The sequence below is a fragment of the Bradyrhizobium agreste genome (assembly GCF_016031625.1).
GTDB lineage: Bacteria > Pseudomonadota > Alphaproteobacteria > Rhizobiales > Xanthobacteraceae > Bradyrhizobium > Bradyrhizobium agreste.
The window spans coordinates 21,201-40,284 of sequence record NZ_JACCHP010000004.1 but is presented as its reverse complement, the minus strand read 5'-3'; the positions used below and the strand labels follow the sequence as shown (position 1 = coordinate 40,284).

Below are 19,084 nucleotides of genomic sequence, written 5' to 3'. Positions count from 1 at the left end.
CGGCCCGCAATTTCAAGGTCGCCGCTCCGGGCGCATATTCTGCGGCATGGAGCGCAACGTCATCTTCAAATGTCCCCGCACGGGCATGAACGTGCAGCACTGGCTTCCCGGCACAGGCTCCGACGCCGCTGACACGCACGTCCTCGTCCAGTGTCCCGCTTGCGCCTCGCTGCACTTCGTCAATGTCGCCAGCGGCAAGATGTTGGGCGAGGGCATCGGTCGGCCCCGCGCGAACATGGCACCGGCTGATCCCGACGAGCGGCCCGATCCATCGCGTCCTTGAGCTTCGTGCAGGACGCACAGCGGCCTCGGTCGCCTGCCTCCCGCGAGGGCCTTCAAGCAGGGGCTTGCATCCTTACAATACCATACGGTATGGTATGCGAGTTGAAGTGCGGGGGGTGATCATGAATGCATGGTTTGCCGCGGCAGCCATTCTGTCGGCCGGAATATGCGGATTGCACGTCGTCATGGGCGGGCGTGAAGCAGCGCGTCCGCTGCTTGCTGCGAGCGGGCTCGATCACGTCGCCAAATTCACCAACTATTATTGTTGGCATCTGGTGACGATCGTCATCGGCGCGCTCGGGGCAGCCTTCGCCTATTCGTCGTGGCAGGCATCGGCGGTGGATATCGCGCAATTCGCAACCGCCATCGCGCTGCTGTTCGCGCTATGGAGCGTTGCAATGATCGTCAGGTTTCGCTTGTCTCCGATCCAGTTCCCGCAGTGGGCATTGTTCATCCTGATTGCTCTGCTCGGCCTCGCCGGAAATGTCGTATGAGACGCAGCAGGGGCCGCGTGTCGGCGCAATATTGGATCGATGTCGCGGCCAGGGAGCTTTGCGCGCGTGGACCGGATGCGCTCACCATCGATCTGCTTTGCCGCAAGACCAGGAAGACAAAAGGCTCCTTCTACGCGCATTTCGACAATTACGACGCCTTCCTGATCGCGCTCGCAGCGGATTGGCGCAAGCGCAACACCGAGGCGGTGATCCAGACCGTTGACGAGAAGGGGACCCCGAACGACCGTCTCGCAACGCTGAACCATCTTGCGGTGCGGCTCGACGCCAAGTTGGACCATGGAATGAGGATGCTGGCCGCCAGGAATTCGCTGATCGCCGATGCGGTCGCTGAGGTTGATGAGACCAGGATTTCCTATCTTGCCGATCTTTATCGCGCCGCCGCAGGCTACTCCAGGACGGAAGCACGGGATCTGGCAACCATAGAATATGCCGCCTTTGTCGGCCTGCCATTGCTTGCCCCAAGGCGCAGTACCCGCGAGCTGGAGCGCCTCTACAAAGCCTTCATCCGGTTTACGTCACGCCGCTTGTAGCGAAGGGCACATGATCTCCATTGCAGTATGAGCCAGGGCATCCGCCGATGCAAAGTTCTCTGTTCGAGGCGTTTCCGTTGGATGGACACGTCAACGTGGCGGGCGAGGTGCTGGCCACGCCGTACCATGTCTACGACGGGACCATGCTGCTGATCGGCGGAACGGCCAGCGCGGAAGCGGCGCGGGAGCTTCTGTCCGGCGAAGACTTGACACCCGTGCTCGACGACGAAGGCCGGGCCCTGGCCGCAATGTGGGTGTGTGACTTCACCGATGCCAGCCTTGGACCCCATCATGAATTGCAGATTTCGCTGTTTGCCGCTTTCCGCCCGATACCGCCGCTCGAAGCCGGCCCCTTCGCTGTTCTCCACGCATTTGCGAGCGTGCCGGAGGCCATGATGGTCTGCCATGGATTGTGGAACAGCTCTCATCGCGTGGTTCGCTACAATTCAGAGCATCTCTGCCTCAATGCGGCGTTTTCAGCGAGCGAAATCAGGCAAGGCCACGGGCAGATCGCGTTTCATTTTCCGGATGCAGGCGGAAACCTCGTCGCCGAAGGCACGATCCGCATCGCGCGCCGCCAACCCGCGAGCGCGGCCTGGCAATTGATGCGGCATCTCGGCGTCAAGACGATGGTCAGACTCGCTCGATCGCCGTACATCCACGTCGCCGTCGCCAATACCCGCAGCGGCCGCTCCCGGCAGAACCTCGTTGCCAGCACTTATTCGCGAGGCGCCAAGCAGGTCACCAGACGCTTTGCACCGGGCGATCGCCTGACGATCGGTCATCCCGTCTACGCGTCGCTGGGTCTCCGTCCGCATTTCGTACAGCAGACGGAACGCGTTGAATTCGTCTATCTCCGTCCTCAGCCGTGGGGCGAGGGGCAGCCGCCCGCTTTGCCATCGACTTGAAAGTGGATGTTCTCATGGCAATCGCAACGTCGACCAAGATACCCGTCGATTCCCGGCTCGCCGAAACTTTCGCACAGCCTGCCTGGTTCCAGGATGCTCACCGTGCGCCGTTGTCGGTATGGCACGAGACAATGCCGGAGCTGTTCTTTGCCATCTTCGGTCACCACCCGTCCTGGATGAAGACGATGCTGATCGCGCGAAACCGCTTGGCGGCGCGATGGGGGCTGGAAGTCCCGGCCGATGACGAGATCCTGGCCCCGCCGCTCAAGTCGTCTTATGCGGTTGGCGACCGGATCGGCCCATGGCCGATCTTTGCGCTGGAAGACAACGAGATCATAGCGGGTCGCGACAATCGGCATCTCGATTTCCGAGTCTCGATTTTGCGGACGCGGAGCGGGTCGGGCAATAGCGTCACCGTCACGACGGTGTGTCGACCGCACAACATCGCCGGAAAAGCCTATCTGGTGGCCGTGGCGCCCTTCCACATCTTCGGAATGCGCTGGTTGCTCGCCGATGCGGTCAGGATGGGGCGGATATGACGCCCGATCCGAGCCCCGCTTCCTGAGACGCGTGCAAAGCCTCTCAGACCCAGCCGCCATCGACGATGTAGTGCTGGGCGGTGCAGGCGGAGGCCTCGTCGGAGGCGAGGAAGACGGTGAACTTCGCAACTTCGTCCGGCATGAGCCTGCGCTTCAGGCATTGTCGCTGCTGCAGCTCGATCTCGCCGGCCGGCGTCATCCATTTCTCGAGCTGCCGCTCGGTCATGATCCAGCCCGGCGCGATCGCATTGACGCGGATGTTGTAGGGGCCGTAGTCGCGCGCCAGCGAGCGCGTCAGCCCGATCACGCCTGACTTGCTGGCGGTGTAGGCGGCCATGCCGCCTTGTCCTGCGATCCACGACACCGAGCCGAAATTGATGATGGCGCCGGCATTGGCCGCCTTCATGTCCGGCAACACGGCCTGCGATGCAAAGAACTGGTGCTTCAGATTCACCGCGATGCGGTCGTCCCAATAGTCCGGCGTCATCTCCTCGGTGTTGTGCCGCTCGTCATGCGCGGCATTGTTGATCAGGATGTTGATCGGGCCATGAGCCTTCCGTGCCTCAACGACGCCGGCACGAAGCGCGGGGATGTCGGTGAGATCGACATGCTGGAAATGCGCGGCCAGTCCCTGGTCGGACAGCTCACGCGCCAGGCGCTGTCCCTCGTCGATCTTGATGTCGAAGAACACGACCTTGGATTTCTGCTCCGCAAAGCGCCGCACGATCGCAGCGCCTATACCGGCTGCGCCACCGGTGACGAGCACGACCTTGCCGGCGAGGTCGGAATAGATGGCAGCCATGGGCACCTCGTTCGTAGCGGCCGGCGCGGCGGGACGCGGCCGACTCTTTTTTCAGACCTTAGCCATTCCGCTGGTGAGGTGCATAGATCAGATTTTGTGTTGCGTACCTCAAAAATTGAGGGCAGGATTGCGTCAAAGAATAAAAGTCGGTTGGGAGGATGTGATGAGATTGCTCGGGAAACTGGGACTCGCTGCTGTCGCATGCCTGCTTTGGGCCAGTTCCGCGTCAGCCGACACCACGGTGAAATGGCTCCATATCGAGGTCAACCCGGCCCAGGTGAAGATCTGGGAGGAGGTCGCACGCAGCTATGAGGCATCGCACCCCGGTGTGAAGGTCGAGATGCAGTTCCTCGAGAACGAGGCTTACAAGGCCAAGCTGCCGACCATCCTGCAATCGAAGGACCGGCCGCACATCATCTACAGCTGGGCCGGCGGGGTCCTGAAGACCCAGATCGAGGCCGGCGTCCTGGAAGACATCACCGATTCAGTGAAGAGCGGCGGCTACAGCGACACGATCGCACCGGCGGCGCTTGCCGCCTTCACCCAGAACGGCCGCGTCTTCGGACTTCCGATCGCGCTGTCGCAGGTCGGCTTCCTCTACAACAAGGACTTGATGGCCAAGGGCAATGTCGATGCGAGCAAGATCAAGACATGGGACGATCTGCTCGGCGCGGTGAAAACGCTGAAGGCCGCGGGTGTTACGCCGATCGTGGTTGGCGGTGCCGACAAATGGCCGTTGCATTTCTACTGGACGCATCTCGCCGTGCGCATCGGCGGCAAGCCGGCCTTCGATGCAGCACTGAAGGGTGAGAATGGCGGCTTCGCCGGCGAGACCTTCCAGAAATCTGGCGAGCTGTTCAAGCAGCTTGTCGATCTGCAGCCGTTCCAAAACGGCTTCCTCGGCTTCAAGAACCCGCAGGCCGTCGGCTATTTCGGTGACGGCAAGGCCGCGATGATCCTGGCCATCTCGTCCTTCTATCACACCCAGCGCGCGCTCGCCGCCGATAAGGTCGGTCTCAGCGACGACAAGCTCGGCTGGTTCGATTTTCCAGTCGTACCTGGCGGCAAGGGTGAGCCGTCAGACACGCTCGGTGGCATCACCGGCTGGCTGATCACCAAGGGGGCGCCCAAGGAAGCCACCGATTTCCTCAAGTTCTTTATCTCCAAGGACGTGCAGGCGCGGCTCGCCGCCGGCAACTTCATCGTTCCCGTCGTCAAGGGCGGCGAGGCCGGCCTCAACAGCGCCTTCATGAAGCAGATCGCGGCCAATCTCGCCAAGTCGAACTACCACCAGAACTTCTATGACCAGAGCCTCGGCCCCTCGGTCGGTCGCGTCGTCAACGACGTCACGGCGGAGATCGCCGGCGGCAGCATGAGCCCGCAGGACGCGGCGAAAGCCATTCAAGCGGCCTATAAGCAGGGTAACTGATGGTGGCGCGTCGGATCGCGATCGCCTCACCGGTGAACGTTGCTGGCGAGACGGCTCCCCAGACGCTGCGTGGCCCAGGCTGGGACGGCCGCTTCACCGTCCTGATCCTGTTCCTGCCGCCGGCGCTGCTGCTGTTCACGCTGTTCGTGGTGCTGCCGATCGGCGAGGCCGCCTGGTATTCAGCCTTCAACTGGAACGGCTTCGGCAGGCCGACCAACTGGATCGGCCTCGACAATTATCGCTTCGTGCTGGAGACGCGGGCCTTCTGGCTCGCGCTGCGCAACAACGGGCTGATCATTGCCGTTTCGCTCGCGATCCAGCTGCCGCTCGCGCTGGCCCTGGCCTTGATGCTGGCCGAAAAGTTTCGCGGCGCCGTGGCGCTGCGCATGCTGTTCTTCATGCCCTATATCCTCGCCGAGATCGCGACCGGGCTGATCTTCAGCTTCGTCTATGACGGCGATTACGGCCTCGTCGCCTCGATCTGGCGCACGTTCGGCGCCGAGCCTCCGCATCTGCTCGCCTCGACCGACACGGCGATGCTGGCGGTCCTGATCGTGGTGGTCTGGAAGTATTTCGGCTTCCACATGATGCTGTTCATCGCCGCGCTGCAGAGCCTCGACAAGAGCCTGGTCGAGGCCGCCCGGATCGACGGCGCGACGCGGACGCAGACGCTGCGCCACGTCGTGATCCCCTTGCTCTATCCCACGATCCGCCTATCCGTGTTCTTCGCCATCATCGGATCCCTGCAGCTGTTCGATCTCGTCATGCCGCTGACGCGCGGCGGACCCGCCGATTCCTCGAACACGATGGTGAGCTTTCTCTACAACAACGGCATCTCGCGCATGCGGGTCGGCTATGGCAGCGCCATCGGCGTCATCCTGTTCGCGATCTGCGTGACCTTTGCCTTCACCTACAAGCGATGGTTCATGCGCGATGAATAGTACCGGTGCGAGACACGCGTTCGATCCCGCCGTGCTGTTCAAGGCGCTGTTCCTCGGCCTGGTCGCGATCTTCGTCCTGGTGCCGCTGCTCGCGACCCTGCTCGGCGGCTTCAAGTCGCTCGGCGAGCTCCGCGTCAATCCGTTCGGCCTGCCCAGCCATTGGGAGTGGCAGAACTACGCCGACATCCTGTTCTCGGCGCGCTACTGGCAGCTCTTGCGCAATTCGCTTGTTATCTCGACGCTGGCGGTGACGTTGACCCTGATCACGGCTTCGATGGCCGCGTTCACCTTCGCCCATGTCAGGTTCTTCGGCTCATCGATGCTACTCAGCTATCTGACGCTGGGCCTCTTGTTTCCCGCTGCGACCGCCGTGCTGCCTCTGTTCATCAAGGTGCGGGATCTCGGCCTGCTCGATACGTATTTCGGCGTCGCGCTGCCGCAGGTGGCCTTCAGTCTCGCCATGAGCGTGCTGCTGCTGCGCCGCTTCTTCAAGGACATTCCATACGAGCTGCTCGAGGCCGCGCTGGTCGACGGCTGCAGCTACATCAAGTTCTTCCGCTATGTGACGCTGCCCTTGTCGCGTCCGATCCTGGCAACCGTCGGCACCATCACCTTCGTCAACAGCTGGAACGCCTATCTGCTGCCGCTGGTGATGCTGAACACCGATGCGCTGTATCCCTGGCCGCTCGGCATCATGGTCTACCAAGGCGAATACTCGTCCGAATGGCACCTGATCCTGGCCTTCATCACGCTCACCATCCTGCCTACGATCATTCTGTTCCTGCTGGCGCAGAAGCACATCGTGGCCGGCCTCACTGCAGGTGCGGTCAAGGGATGAGCCATCTGAGGAGATCGCAATGAGAAAAGTCGGCATCGGAATCATAGGCTGCGGGGTGATCAGCACCGCCTATCTCAAGGCGGCGCAGCGCTTTCCGGTCATGGAGATCAGGGCACTCGCCGACATGCGCAGCGAGGTTGCCGAGCGCCAGGGCGCGGCATTCGGCGTACCGGGGATGCGGGTCGACCAATTGTTGAAGCGCGACGATGTCGAGATCGTCGTCAATCTCACGGTGCCGCTCGCCCACACCGACGTCAGCCTGGCGGTGCTGAACGCCGGCAAGCACGTTCATTCGGAGAAGCCGCTCGGCATCAATGTCGCTGAGGCGCGCAAGGTCATGGAGCTCGCCGCCGCGAAGAACCTGCGCGTCGGCTGCGCGCCCGATACGTTCCTCGGCGGCGGTCATCAGACCGCGCGCAAGCTGATCGACGACGGCGCGATCGGCACGCCCGTCGCGGGCAGCGCCTTCTTCGGCTGCCCCGGCCACGAGCGCTGGCATCCGGCGCCCGGCTTCTATTACCTGCGCGGCGGCGGGCCGATGCTCGACATGGGACCGTATTACATCACCAATCTCGTGCAATTGCTCGGTCCGGTCGCCAGCGTGATGGGCTCGATCGCACGTCCGAAGACCGAGCGCCTTGTCACCAGCCAGCCGATGAACGGCGCGCTGATTCCGGTCGAGGTCGCGACCCACGTCGCGGGGACGCTGGAGTTCGAAAGCGGCGCGGTCGTGTCGATCACGATGAGCTTCGACGTGCCGAAACATCGGCATGCGCCGATCGAGATCTACGGCGACAAGGGCAGCATGTTGGTGCCTGACCCAAACCGCTTCGGCGGCGAGGTGCAGGTGGCGAAGACCGGCGGCGAATGGGAGGCGATGCCGCTGACGCACGGTCACGTCGAGGGCGAGTTCCGCTCCATCGGCGTCGCCGACATGGCTGGCGCGATCCTGAACGACCGACCACACCGCGCCAGCGGCGCGCTCGCCTTCCACGTGCTGGAGGTGATGGAGGCGTTCCAGACCGCCGCCGACGAGGGCCTCCGCGTCAAGATCGAGAGCCGCGTCGAGCGGCCGGCGATGCTGCCCACAGGGCGTGAAACCGGACAGATCGATTGAGGGAATAAACCATGCGCAAGGCAATGATTGTTTGGGGTGGCTGGCCGGGACACGATCCCGATCTCTGCGCTTCGATGATCCGCGGCTGGCTGAAGGCGGAAGGCTTCGAGGTGCGGATCGAAACCACGACGGCAGCATTCGCCGATCCCGCGATCCACGATCTGTCGCTGATCATACCGATCTACACGATGTCGAAGATCGAGAAGGCGGAAGCGCTCAATCTCTGCGAAGCGGTGCGTGGTGGCGTTGGGCTTGCCGGCCATCATGGCGGCATGTGCGATGCCTTCCGCGAATCGGTCGATTACCAATTCCTGTGCGGCGGGCAGTGGGTCGCCCATCCCGGCAACATCATCGACTACAAGGTCGACTTGACGAAACCGGACGATCCGATCATGACGGGCCTGAAGAGCTTCGAGCATCGGTCAGAGCAATATTACATGCATGTCGATCCTGCCATCGAGGTGCTGGCAACGACGACCTTCTCCGGCGAGCACGCGCCCTGGATCGAGGGCGTGGTGATGCCCGTGGTGTGGAAGAAGCGCTATGGCGCGGGGAGGGTGTTCTATTCCTCGCTGGGTCACCGCGCCTACGAGCTCGACGTGCCGGAGATCCGGACGTTGATGACCCGCGGCATGCTGTGGGCCGCGCGCGAATGACTGAAGGCGCGACCCAGCCGGCTACTCGGGCCACGCTCGAGGACGTCGCGCGCGCGGCGGGCGTTTCGCTCGCCACCGTCGATCGCGTCGTCAACCGGCGCGAGGGTGTCCGCGCCAAGACCGTCGCGCGCGTCGAGGCCGCGGTGGCAAAGCTCGGCTATCGCGCCGACCTTGCTGCGGCGCGGCTCGCCCGCGGGCAGACCTTCCGCTTCGCTTTCGTGCTGCCGACCGGCAGCAACAGCTTCATGACCAACCTCACCGAGCAGGTCGCGCGCACCGCGGACTGGCTCGCCGGCCATCGCGGCTTCATCGACATCCACCATGTCGACGTGTTCGACCCCGACGTGCTTGCCGGCGCCTTGGAGAACCTCTCGCCGGCCTATCAGGGTGTCGCCGTCATCGCGCTCGATCATCCCCGGGTTCGTGCCGCGATCGACGAGCTCGTCGCGCGCGGGGTTGCCGTGGTGACCCTGGTGTCGGACGCGCCGAGCTCGTCCCGGGTGCATTATGTCGGCATCGACAATCCGGCCGCCGGCCGCACCGCCGCCACGCTGATGGGGCGCTTCCTTGCCGGGCGCGAGGGCACCGTCGCCGTGATTGCGGGGTCGTTGTCGCTGCGCGACCACACCGAACGGCAGTTCGGCTTCCACCAGATCCTGTCGAGTGAGTATGCGAACCTGTCCGCGCTGCCTGTCATCGAGGGGCGCGACGACAGCAACCGCACGCGGGAGCTCACGGCCGCGCTGCTCGCGCGCCATGCCGACCTCCGCGGCATCTATTGCTGCGGCGCCGGAAACCGCGGCATCGCCGATGCGCTCGAGGCCTCGGGCCGCGCGCGCGAGGTGGTCTGGATCACCCATGAGCTGACCGAGCACACGAGACGATTCCTGGTGCGCGGCACGCTCGACGCCATCATCAACCAGGATGCCGGCCATGAGGCGCGGTCCGCGGCGCGAGTCCTGCTCGCGCATTGTTCGGGCGAGCCGATCAGCCCCGACCAGGAACGCATCCGCATCGACATCTTCCTGCGGGACAATCTGCCGTAGAGTGACGTACCGACCGCGGCGTGGGGATTATCCCTCGTACTGGTCCGGCCCCATCGCCCACGCCGACTCGTCGTGGCCGTAGGCGTAATTGCGGTTGTTGAGCGCCGGATTGCGGTTGACCATCGGACGCATGAACATCGGATGGGTCGCTGAGCGCACCTCGTGCTCGACCGTGAACAGCTTCTTGCCGCTGCCGAGGTCGACGATGTCGCAGAACCGGTATTGGTACTGATTGTCCTCGCGGGAGATCAGCTTGCGCGCGAGCAGCTTGCGGTAGGGGCCGGAGAAGTCGGTGATGTACATCTGCACGTGGTGGCCGTCATAGTCGGCTTGCGGCCGGTCGGTCTCGCGGAACAACAGATGCTGGTTGCGGCCCGTTTTCACGACGGCAACAGCGGCTTCGCCGTTCCGCAAGCTCGCGGGCATGCCCATGATCTCGGGATAGAAGGCGCAGATGCCGGCCGCCGTTCCCATCGGCACCTCGAACTCGACATAGGGAATGCCGAGCGCGATCCGGCCGAACCGCGCGGCGTCGGGCTCGTAGCAGCGCAGGCGGTTACCCCAGGGGCAGACCGCCTCGACATGGTCGTTGTGCTCCCGAAACGCGAACGCGGTGCCCTCGAGCTTCTTCGCGACCGACGCAAGGCGCGCCAGCAGCGCCTCGCGACCTGCGATGACGAGGCCAATGTGACCGCGCAGCACCTGCGGCCGGCCGCTCGGCAGATGAAACTGGCTCCGCCCGGCGTTGATCCACATGTTGGTGTCTGAGACCATCAGGTAGGGATCGCGGGTGAGCCCGAGCCCGGCGACGTAGAACAGCGTGGCGAGGCGCTGGTCCGGCACTTGGATGTTGACGTGCTCGAAATGGATGGCGTTGCCGAGATCTTCTGCGGACCGATCGAATTGCTGCGGCATGGTTGTGCACTTCTCGCTGGGGACGAACGAGTGCATCTTAAAGAATAGTTTCCGGCCGTCGAAGTCTTCCGCCGGTCCCGGCCGCTCCCGTCGCGCAGGCGCCCTTAAGGGACGAAAATTTTTTCGCCGAGACCCTTGAACAGGAAGAGGCTTGTTCCTAGGTCGTTTGCCGCCCGGGGGCCGGTTCCGGACCCGGATTTTGGACATCGCTGAACCTACCCAAGGAGGATGTGCATGCATTTCCGCCCGTTGCACGACCGTGTGCTCGTGCGCCGCATCGATGCCGAGGAGAAGACCGCCGGTGGCATCATCATTCCCGACACCGCCAAGGAGAAGCCGCAGCAGGGCGAGGTCATCGCCGTGGGACCGGGTGGACGAAACGAGCAGGGCCAACTCGTGCCGCTCGACGTCAAGGTTGGCGACCGGGTGCTGTTCGGCAAGTGGTCGGGCACCGAGGTCAAGATCAACGGCGAGGAGCTCTTGATCATGAAGGAAAGCGATCTTCTCGGCGTGGCCGAGCAGGCCAGCACGCTGAAGAAGGCGGCGTAACGCTGACAGTCATCGAACGGAAAGGAGTTTAGCAACATGGCTGCCAAGGACGTGAAGTTCGCGACCGAGGCCCGCGAGCGCATGCTGCGGGGCGTCGACACACTGGCGAATGCGGTGAAGGTCACGCTCGGTCCCAAGGGACGCAACGTCGTCATCGAGAAATCGTTCGGCGCGCCGCGCATCACCAAGGACGGCGTCACCGTCGCCAAGGAGATCGAGCTCGAGGACAAGTTCGAGAACATGGGCGCCCAGATGGTACGCGAGGTCGCCTCGAAGACCAACGATCTCGCCGGCGACGGCACCACCACGGCGACCGTGCTGGCGCAGGCCATCGTCAAGGAAGGCGCAAAGTCCGTCGCTGCCGGCATGAATCCGATGGACCTCAAGCGCGGCATCGATCTTGCCGTGGACGCGATCGTGGCCGACCTCAAGTCGCACGCCAAGAAGATCACCTCCAACGACGAGATCGCCCAGGTCGGCACCATCTCCGCCAACGGCGACACCGAGATCGGCCGCTTCCTGGCGGATGCGATGCAGAAGGTCGGCAACGAGGGCGTGATCACGGTCGAGGAAGCCAAGAGCCTGCACACCGAGCTCGAAGTGGTCGAGGGCATGCAGTTCGACCGCGGCTACATCTCGCCCTATTTCGTCACTAACGCCGAGAAGATGCGGGTCGAGCTCGAAGATCCCTATGTGCTGATCCACGAGAAGAAGCTGACGGGCCTGCAGACCATGCTGCCGCTGCTCGAGCAGGTCGTGCAATCCGGCAAGCCGCTCCTGATCATCGCGGAGGAGGTCGAGGGCGAGGCGCTGGCGACGCTGGTCGTCAACCGCCTGCGCGGCGGCCTGAAGGTTGCCGCGGTCAAGGCGCCGGGCTTCGGCGACCGCCGCAAGGCGATGTTGGAGGATATCGCGATCCTCACCGGCGGCACCGTGATCTCCGAAGATCTCGGCATCAAGCTCGAGAACGTCACCGTGAAGATGCTGGGCCGTGCCAAGAAGGTGGTGATCGAGAAGGAGAACACCACGATCGTCGACGGCGCCGGCGCCAAGAAGGATATCGAGGCGCGCAGCCAGCAGATCAGGGCGCAGATCGAGGAAACCACTTCGGACTACGATCGCGAGAAGCTGCAGGAGCGCCTCGCCAAGCTCGCCGGCGGCGTCGCGGTGATCCGGGTCGGCGGCGCGACCGAGGTCGAGGTGAAGGAGCGCAAGGATCGCGTCGATGACGCGCTGCATGCGACCCGGGCCGCGGTCGAGGAGGGCATCCTGCCGGGCGGCGGCGTGGCACTGCTGCGCGCGCTCAAGGCGCTCGACGGCGTCAAGACCGCCAATCCCGACCAGAAGGCCGGTGTCGACATCGTGCGCCGTGCCATCCAGGTGCCGGCGCGGCAGATCGTGCAGAATGCGGGCGGGGACGGCTCCATCGTCGTCGGCAAGCTGCTCGAGAACGAGACCTACACCTGGGGCTTCAATGCCGCGACCGGCGAGTACCAGGACATGGTGCAGGCCGGCGTGATCGATCCAGCCAAGGTGGTGCGCACCGCCTTGCAGGACGCGGCCTCGGTGGCTTCGCTGCTGATCACGACCGAAGCGCTGGTGGCCGACAAGCCGAAGAAGACGGAAGCGGCGGCAAGCGCTCCGGCGATGGACTTCTAAAGGACGAGCGAGCCCGGCCGAACGGCCGGGCTCGCTGGCCATGGACTGATGATCGATTGGATCTGTTTCGACACGAAAGGAGGATGAAATGATCAAGGATCGTGCTTTCTCCGCTCGCGGGGAAACCACCCAGAAGACGTTGCGACGGCTCGCCGCGTTGGCCGTTGGCGCCGGCCTCTCGCTGGTGCCGTTTGCGGCCTTTGGCGCCGAAAGCGCCGGCGCTGCCGCCAAGACGGCGGACAGTTTCGAACGGCTCGCCTTGCCGCCGATCCCGTACCTCGACACGATGCCGTGGTCGAGCTGGGAACGAGGCAGCCCGACCATGAAGGTCGACACATTGCTGTCGCCGGTGCTCGGACCATCCGGGATCCGGCTCGACCTCACACCGCCTGATCGGGGCAGGCCGGAGCCCGCCACCAGCTGAAACGGAGGAGCGGCCGGCGAGGCCGCCCCTCGTCCTTGTGCCTACCAAAACGCCGCGCTACGCCCGCCCGAAATACAGATCGGCAAAGCGTTCGCGCAGGACGTTCTTCTGGACCTTGCCCATGGCGTTGCGCGGCAGGCCCTCGACGAACACGACCCGCTTCGGTTGCTTGAATTTCGCCAATCGTCCCGACAGCGCGGCGAGAATGGCGCGCTCATCGACCGACGAGCCCGGCGAGCGAACCACTGCCGCGGTGACACCCTCGCCAAAATCCGCGTGCGGCAGGCCGACGACAGCGCTCTCGGACACGCCCGCAATCGCGTCGATCTCGGTCTCGATCTCCTTTGGGTATACGTTGAAGCCGCCGGTGATGATGAGGTCCTTGCCGCGTCCGACGATGTGCAGATAGCCATTCGCATCGAGCTTGCCGAGATCGCCGGTGATGAAGAAGCCGTCGGCACGGAATTCGGCCGCGGTCTTGTCCGGCATGTTCCAGTAGCCCGCGAACACGTTGGGCCCCTTCACCTCGATCATGCCGACCTCGCCGACGGGGAGCATTGCGCCGGTCTCTGGATCGGTGACGCGAACCTCGACGGCCGGAAGCGGCCGGCCGACCGAGCCGGCGATACGGGGCCCCTCATAGGGATTGGAGGCGATCATCCCGGTCTCGGTCATGCCGTAGCGTTCCAGGATCGCGTGCGCGGTCCGCTGCTTCCAGGTCCGGTGTGTCTCGGCCAGAAGCGGCGCCGAGCCGGCGACGAACAGCCTCATGTTGGCGGTGCTTCGCTCGTTCAGGTCAGGGCTCTCGAGCAGGCGGACATAGAAGGTCGGCACGCCCATCAGAACCGTGCTGCGCCCCATCGTCGCCAGAATACGCTCGGCGTCGAACTTCTGCATGAACAGGATGCGCGCGCGTGCGGCGAAAGAGACGTTGCAGGCTACGAAGAGCCCGTGAACGTGATAGATCGGCAGGGCATGGATCAGCACGTCCTTGCTCGAATAGCGCCATTCCTGGACGAGCGTCAGCGCGTTCGAAGAAAGGTTGCCGTGCGTCAGCATGGCTCCCTTCGAGCGGCCGGTCGTGCCCGACGTGTAGAGGATGGCGGCGAGATCGTCATTCGTCCTGGCTATGCTGTCAAATCGCGCCGGAAAGTCGGCCGCGGCCTGGACGAGCGAACCCTTGCCGCATTGATCGAGCGTCTCGACCCGGCCGCCTGCCTTGGCGGCGATGGCCCGCAAATCGGCCTCTTCCCTGGGATCGCACACGATCAATGTCGGCTGCGCGTCGCGGATGAAATACTCGGTCTCGGCCGGCGTATAGGCGGTGTTGAGCGGCAGATAGACCGCACCTGCGCGCAGCGTTGCGAGATAGAGCGCGACGGCCTCGACGGATTTCTCCACCTTGGCCGCGACACGGTGGTTGGGGCCGACGCCGATCCCCGCGAGGAAGTTCGCGAACCTGCCGCTCAGCGCGGCAAGTTCGGCATAGCTCAATGCCGCGCCGTCGTCCTTCTCGATGCAGATGGACTGATCGGAATCCGCGCCGGCGAGCAAGCGGTCGTACAGGTTTGAGCTCATGACGAGATCTTCCGTTGCGAGTTGGTGTGAGGACTGGGAACGAGGTCGCGCGACGACAGTTTTGCGCGAAGCGCCTTCTTCACGTTGTCGGAGGCAACGACGGTGCCGGCTTCCGCAAAGGCCTCGTGGTTCGCCTCGATGTGCTCGAGCGCGTAGAGATAGTTCACCATCAGCCCGTACGACTGCTTCATGCCCTTAGGCGAGGCGTCGCCGAGGAAATTGAGCCGTTCCAGGCGCGCGCCGTTGCCGAGATGGAAGCGGGCGACGGGGTCGACCGGCTTGCCCGAGGGGAGCTTGGCTTTCAGGAAGTAATAGGCGGCGAGCGCTGTGATGGCTTCTTTCGCCTGCGCGATGTCGCCGCCTTCCTCGATCGCGGCCATCGCCCGGCGTGTGTCGTCGTCGATCGCAGCCGATGCCTCGCTCTTGAGCTCGCGCCTCGCCCAGCCGGCAAAGCCGGGCACGGGCGAGAGGGTCACGAAGGTCTTCAGGTTCGGCAGCTCGCGGGCGAGATCCTGCACCACCTGCTTGATCAGGAAGTTGCCGAAGGAAACGCCGGCAAGGCCCTTCTGCGTGTTCGAGATCGAGTAGAACACGGCCGTCGTCGCCTCGCGCGCGGCAATCGCCTGACGCGACTTGTCGAGCAGCGGCCCGATCGCACCGGGAATCTCCTTCGTAAGTGCGACCTCGACGAAGATCAGCGGCTCGTCGACCAGCTGCGGATGGAAGAACGCGTAGCACCGGCGGTCCGGCGGTTCGAGCCGGTTGCGCAAATCATCCCAGTCCTGGATGGCGTGGACGGCCTCATACCTGATGATCTTTTCGAGGATGTTGGCCGAGGTGGTCCAGTCGATCGGTCGCAGCACGAGAAACCCCCGGTTGAACCAGGACGAGAACAGATGGACGAAATCGTCGTCGACGGCCTGCAGCTCGGGATGCTCGCGCAGCAGCGAGAGCAGCACCTCGCGCATCCGCACCAGTGACGCCGTCCCGCCGGGCGCGAGGTTGAGGCGGCGGATCAGCTCCTGCCGGCGCGGCTCCGCGGCAGCGTGCAGCGCCTCGAGCTTGCTGCCGTCACCGCCCTCCTTGCGCTGGTAGGCGGCAATCGCGAGCTCAATCGCGCGGCGGTCCGGCCCGAACCGGTCGGCGAGCGAACAGAGGAACTTCAGCCGCTCCGGCTCGCCCGCCTGCTGGAAAGCGGCAAGCAGCGATTGCGCGATCGCAACGCCGGAGGCCTCACCGCGCCGGGACAACAGCGCCTCGCCGAGAAGCGCGAGATCGCGATCCTCGCCCGCCCTGCGTTCCGGCTTCATGCCGAGAACCGCGCGGCCTCGTTGCGCCAATGTGTCGATCAGCCCTTGCAGGAATTCGGGCGCCGCAATGCGTCCGGATCGGATGTCGCTCAGCATGGTTCATGCCTCCTCGGGTTATCGCGACGGGGCGCCCATCACCAGATTGGGCAGAAAGGTGGAGATCGACGGCACGAAGCAGAGCAGGACGACTGCGAACGCCATCAGCACGACGAAGGGCAGCGTCCCCCAGATCACGTCCCGGAGCGGGATGTCGGGCGCGATGTTCCTGATCACGAAGATGTTGAGTCCGACGGGCGGATGAATGAGGCCCATCTCCATCACGATCGTCATCACCACGCCGAACCAGATCAGGTCGAAGCCGGCGTCCTTGAGCGGCGGCAGGATGATCGGCGCGGTCATCAGGATGATCGAGACCGGCGGCAGGAAGAAGCCGAGCACGACCACCAGCACCAGGATCGCCCCCAGCAGAACCCATGGCGACAGATGCATCGCCACGATCGCCTGCGCAGCGCCCTGGCTGATGTGGAGATAGCTCATCACATAGGAGTACAGCAGCGACATGCCGATGATCAGCATCAGCATGGTCGATTCCTTCAGCGTCGATTCCAGGATCGGGCCGAGATCCCTGGGGCGCCACACGCCGTAGATCGAGGCGATCAGGACCAGCGCCAGGATGCCGCCGAGGCCTGCGGTTTCCGACGGCGTCGCATAGCCGCCATAGAGCGCGATCATGACGCCGCTGAGCAGCACGACGAAGGGCAGCACGCGCGGCAGCGCGCCGAACCGCATCGCCATGGTGAAGCGCTCATTCGACAGGATCGGATGCTGCGCCGGATCGGCCGCATAGGCGCGCTGCGCCGCCTTGTACTCGGCCTTGAACCTCAGCACCGCATAGGTCGCAAACAGCAGCACCAGCAGCAGGCCCGGCCCGATGCCGGCGAGAAAGAGACGTCCGAGCGACTGCTCGGCGGCGACCGCGTAGAGGATCATGGTGATCGAAGGCGGCAGCAGGATGCCGAGCGTGCCGCCGGCGGCGATCACGCCGGCAGCAAAGCCGCCGGAATAGCCGCGCTTGCGCATCTCGGGGATGCCGGCGGAGCCGATCGCCGAGCAGGTGGCCGGCGACGATCCCGCCATCGCGGCGAACAGCGCGCAGGCGAAGACGTTGGCGATGCCGAGACCGCCGGGAATGCGGCCCATCCAGACATGCAGCGCGCTGTAGAGGTCCTGTCCGGCCTTCGACTTGCCGATCGCGGCGCCCTTCAGGATGAAGAGCGGGATCGCCAGCAGCGTGATCGAGGCCATCTCCTCGTAGACGTTCTGCGTCACCGTATCGAGCGATGCGGCCGGCATGAAGAAATACATGAAGATGACGGCGACCGCGCCGAGCGCGAGCGCAATCGGCATCCCGGAGGCCATGACGGCGAGCGTGGCCCCGCCATACATCAGTCCGACGGCAAACGTGCTCATTTGCTCCTCCATGCCTCGACGCGCGCGGCGAGCTGAAGCGCGATCTGCAGCGTCATCAGCGTCATGCCTGATGACATCATGCTGTAGGGAATCCACAGCGGCGGGGCCCAGGTCGATCCGGACACCTGTCCGTCGACCCATGCCTCGTGGAACAGCGTCCAGGATTTCCAGGCGAAGAAGGCGCAGAACAGCAGGCTCGCGGCGTCGACCACGAGCATGCGGATCGCATTGCCGCGCTTCGACAGATAGCCGGTGAGGGCCTCGATGCCGATATGGCCGCGCCCGGCCTGCACGAACGCGGTGGACAGGAACGTGGCGCCGACCAGCAGGAACACTGCGGCTTCGTCCTGCCAATAGGTCGCCGCGTTGAAGAAGTAGCGCGCGGCCACGCTGTAGCTCAGGATCGTGCTCGCGACGATGAGCGCGATCGAGCAGAGCACGACGATCGCCCTGTTAAGCAGGGTCATGGCGCGGCTGATCCGTCCGACCGGGGAGCCGGGGCGCGCCGCCGTCACGGCGGGGGAATGGCCGAAATCGATGCCGTGCGCGCTCATGAGCCCGCCTCCATGGCGAGCTTGATCAGGCGGGCGCAGTTCTCATTCTTGTTGGCGTAATCCTTCCAGGCGGTGTCGCGCGACAGATCCCGCCAGGCCTGAACCGTCTTGTCGTCGAGATCGTGCACCGTCGCGCCGGCGGCCTGGTAGACCTTGGCGACGCGGACATCGTCCTCCACCGCAGCGGTGCGGCCGAACGCTTCGAGCTCGGTGCCGACCGAGACGATGATGTCGCGCTCCTCGCTCGACAACCGGTCGAACACCGCCTTCGACATCACGAGCGGCTCGAGCATGAACCAGTAGCTCTTGGCCCGCCCCGTCGTCAGATGCTTGGCGAGCTCCTCCAGGCGGAACGAGGTCAGGCTGGTGGAGGAGGTGAGGGCGGCATCGCATGCGCCGGTCTGCATCGCCGCGTAGAGCTCGTTGGAGGGCAGCGAGAGCACCGAGGCGCCGGCGGCCTGCAGCACGAGATCCATCTCGCGCGAGCCGCCGCGGACCTTCATGCCCTTGGCATCGCCGACCGCGATCAGCGGCCGCGCGCGGCTGGCGACGCCGCCGGCCTGCCAGATCCAGGTGATGATAACGAGGCCCTTGGCGGCGAGGAATTTGCTGAACTCCTGGCCGATCGGCTTGTTCTTCCAGCCGAGGCCTTCGTCGTAGCCGGTGACGAGGCCCGGCATCAGGCCGATGTTCAGCTCGGGAAGATCGCCGCCGGCATAGGAGATCGGGATGAGGCTCATGTCGAGCGCGCCTTTGCGCATCGCCGAGACCTGCGCGTTGGTCTTCATCAGCGACGAGCCCGGATAGATCTCGGCGCTCATGGCGCCCTTGCTGCGCTCCTGGATCAGGGCCGCGAAGCGTCGGCACAGCCGGTCGCGGAAATCGCCCTCGGTCGCGGTGCCTCCTGGAAACTGATGCGAGATCTTCAGGGCCGTGGCCGCGCGCGCCGCTCCGAACCGGAGCAGCGCCGGGGCCGCGATCCCCAAGGCGAGGGCTTGGCGTCTTGAAATCCTCATTCCATA

The 19,084-nt window shown here is 64.5% G+C and carries 21 protein-coding genes; 14 read left to right on the top strand and 7 right to left on the bottom strand.

Features of this window, described 5'->3' with window-relative positions; all coding sequences use genetic code 11:
- Positions 1-46 precede the first annotated feature (46 nt).
- The 5 genes from HZZ13_RS07080 (at position 47) to HZZ13_RS07060 (ending at position 2,774) form a co-directional block, all read left to right on the top strand.
- Positions 47-283, top strand: a complete 237-nt coding sequence (locus HZZ13_RS07080) for a hypothetical protein (protein WP_197959191.1) — start codon at positions 47-49, stop codon at positions 281-283.
- Between the two features lie 64 nt (positions 284-347).
- On the top strand, positions 348-776 hold the full coding sequence (locus HZZ13_RS07075; RefSeq protein WP_197958930.1) for a hypothetical protein: 429 nt from the start codon (positions 348-350) through the stop codon (positions 774-776).
- Positions 773-1,327, top strand: a complete 555-nt coding sequence (locus tag HZZ13_RS07070; RefSeq protein ID WP_197958929.1) for a TetR/AcrR family transcriptional regulator — start codon at positions 773-775, stop codon at positions 1,325-1,327. Before HZZ13_RS07075 ends, HZZ13_RS07070 begins: the two co-directional genes overlap by 4 nt.
- A gap of 95 nt (positions 1,328-1,422) precedes the next feature.
- On the top strand, positions 1,423-2,235 hold the full coding sequence (locus HZZ13_RS07065; protein ID WP_197958928.1) for a hypothetical protein: 813 nt from the start codon (positions 1,423-1,425) through the stop codon (positions 2,233-2,235).
- 14 nt (positions 2,236-2,249) lie between these two features.
- Positions 2,250-2,774, top strand: coding sequence for a DUF2867 domain-containing protein (locus tag HZZ13_RS07060; RefSeq protein WP_197958927.1), 525 nt, complete (start codon positions 2,250-2,252; stop codon positions 2,772-2,774).
- 43 nt (positions 2,775-2,817) lie between these two features.
- Here HZZ13_RS07060 and HZZ13_RS07055 read toward each other — a convergent pair whose 3' ends face one another.
- Positions 2,818-3,576 carry an SDR family NAD(P)-dependent oxidoreductase gene (locus HZZ13_RS07055; protein ID WP_197958926.1) on the bottom strand — a complete coding sequence of 253 codons (759 nt, stop codon included), beginning with the start codon at positions 3,574-3,576 and terminating at the stop codon, positions 2,818-2,820.
- Positions 3,577-3,739: 163 nt separating this feature from the next.
- On the opposite strand from HZZ13_RS07055, the gene HZZ13_RS07050 reads away from it, so the two are divergent.
- Genes HZZ13_RS07050 through HZZ13_RS07025 form a run of 6 tightly spaced genes read left to right on the top strand, consistent with a single transcriptional unit; the run spans position 3,740 to position 9,603 of the window.
- Positions 3,740-5,005: an extracellular solute-binding protein gene (locus tag HZZ13_RS07050; protein WP_197958925.1), complete on the top strand. Its 1,266-nt coding sequence runs from the start codon at positions 3,740-3,742 to the stop codon at positions 5,003-5,005.
- Between the two features lie 2 nt (positions 5,006-5,007).
- A complete protein-coding gene (locus tag HZZ13_RS07045) occupies positions 5,008-5,946 on the top strand; it encodes a carbohydrate ABC transporter permease (RefSeq protein WP_197959172.1) in 939 nt (312 codons plus the stop codon).
- On the top strand, positions 5,939-6,784 hold the full coding sequence (locus HZZ13_RS07040; protein ID WP_197958924.1) for a carbohydrate ABC transporter permease: 846 nt from the start codon (positions 5,939-5,941) through the stop codon (positions 6,782-6,784). The genes HZZ13_RS07045 and HZZ13_RS07040 overlap by 8 nt, the downstream gene beginning before the upstream one ends.
- Positions 6,785-6,803: 19 nt before the next feature.
- Complete coding sequence (locus HZZ13_RS07035; RefSeq protein WP_197958923.1) at positions 6,804-7,901, top strand: Gfo/Idh/MocA family protein; 1,098 nt, start codon at positions 6,804-6,806, stop codon at positions 7,899-7,901.
- A gap of 11 nt (positions 7,902-7,912) precedes the next feature.
- Positions 7,913-8,557 carry a ThuA domain-containing protein gene (locus HZZ13_RS07030; protein ID WP_197958922.1) on the top strand — a complete coding sequence of 215 codons (645 nt, stop codon included), beginning with the start codon at positions 7,913-7,915 and terminating at the stop codon, positions 8,555-8,557.
- Complete coding sequence (locus HZZ13_RS07025) at positions 8,554-9,603, top strand: LacI family DNA-binding transcriptional regulator (protein ID WP_197958921.1); 1,050 nt, start codon at positions 8,554-8,556, stop codon at positions 9,601-9,603. Before HZZ13_RS07030 ends, HZZ13_RS07025 begins: the two co-directional genes overlap by 4 nt.
- 27 nt (positions 9,604-9,630) lie before the next feature.
- Here HZZ13_RS07025 and HZZ13_RS07020 read toward each other — a convergent pair whose 3' ends face one another.
- Positions 9,631-10,518, bottom strand: a complete 888-nt coding sequence (locus HZZ13_RS07020; protein ID WP_197958920.1) for a VOC family protein — start codon at positions 10,516-10,518, stop codon at positions 9,631-9,633.
- Positions 10,519-10,752: 234 nt separating this feature from the next.
- Here HZZ13_RS07020 and groES point away from each other — a divergent pair, with 234 nt between their 5' ends.
- The 3 genes from groES (at position 10,753) to HZZ13_RS07005 (ending at position 13,150) form a co-directional block, all read left to right on the top strand.
- The gene (gene groES / locus HZZ13_RS07015) at positions 10,753-11,067 is read left to right on the top strand and encodes a co-chaperone GroES (protein WP_197958919.1); all 315 of its coding nucleotides are present in this window, start codon (positions 10,753-10,755) and stop codon (positions 11,065-11,067) included.
- A gap of 36 nt (positions 11,068-11,103) precedes the next feature.
- Entirely contained in the window at positions 11,104-12,726 is a 1,623-nt protein-coding gene (gene groL, locus HZZ13_RS07010) for a chaperonin GroEL (protein WP_197958918.1), read from the top strand.
- 88 nt (positions 12,727-12,814) lie between these two features.
- The gene (locus tag HZZ13_RS07005) at positions 12,815-13,150 is read left to right on the top strand and encodes a hypothetical protein (RefSeq protein ID WP_197958917.1); all 336 of its coding nucleotides are present in this window, start codon (positions 12,815-12,817) and stop codon (positions 13,148-13,150) included.
- Positions 13,151-13,207: 57 nt separating this feature from the next.
- Here HZZ13_RS07005 and HZZ13_RS07000 read toward each other — a convergent pair whose 3' ends face one another.
- Genes HZZ13_RS07000 through dctP form a run of 5 tightly spaced genes read right to left on the bottom strand, consistent with a single transcriptional unit; the run spans position 13,208 to position 19,078 of the window.
- Positions 13,208-14,728, bottom strand: a complete 1,521-nt coding sequence (locus tag HZZ13_RS07000) for a malonate--CoA ligase (RefSeq protein WP_197958916.1) — start codon at positions 14,726-14,728, stop codon at positions 13,208-13,210.
- A complete protein-coding gene (locus tag HZZ13_RS06995) occupies positions 14,725-16,134 on the bottom strand; it encodes a malonyl-CoA decarboxylase (protein ID WP_197958915.1) in 1,410 nt (469 codons plus the stop codon). The genes HZZ13_RS07000 and HZZ13_RS06995 overlap by 4 nt, the downstream gene beginning before the upstream one ends.
- A gap of 18 nt (positions 16,135-16,152) precedes the next feature.
- On the bottom strand, positions 16,153-17,508 hold the full coding sequence (locus HZZ13_RS06990) for a TRAP transporter large permease (RefSeq protein WP_197958914.1): 1,356 nt from the start codon (positions 17,506-17,508) through the stop codon (positions 16,153-16,155).
- The gene (locus tag HZZ13_RS06985) at positions 17,505-18,062 is read right to left on the bottom strand and encodes a TRAP transporter small permease (RefSeq protein WP_197958913.1); all 558 of its coding nucleotides are present in this window, start codon (positions 18,060-18,062) and stop codon (positions 17,505-17,507) included. The genes HZZ13_RS06990 and HZZ13_RS06985 overlap by 4 nt, the downstream gene beginning before the upstream one ends.
- On the bottom strand, positions 18,059-19,078 hold the full coding sequence (dctP, locus tag HZZ13_RS06980) for a TRAP transporter substrate-binding protein DctP (protein ID WP_197958912.1): 1,020 nt from the start codon (positions 19,076-19,078) through the stop codon (positions 18,059-18,061). The genes HZZ13_RS06985 and dctP overlap by 4 nt, the downstream gene beginning before the upstream one ends.
- Positions 19,079-19,084: the final 6 nt, after the last annotated feature.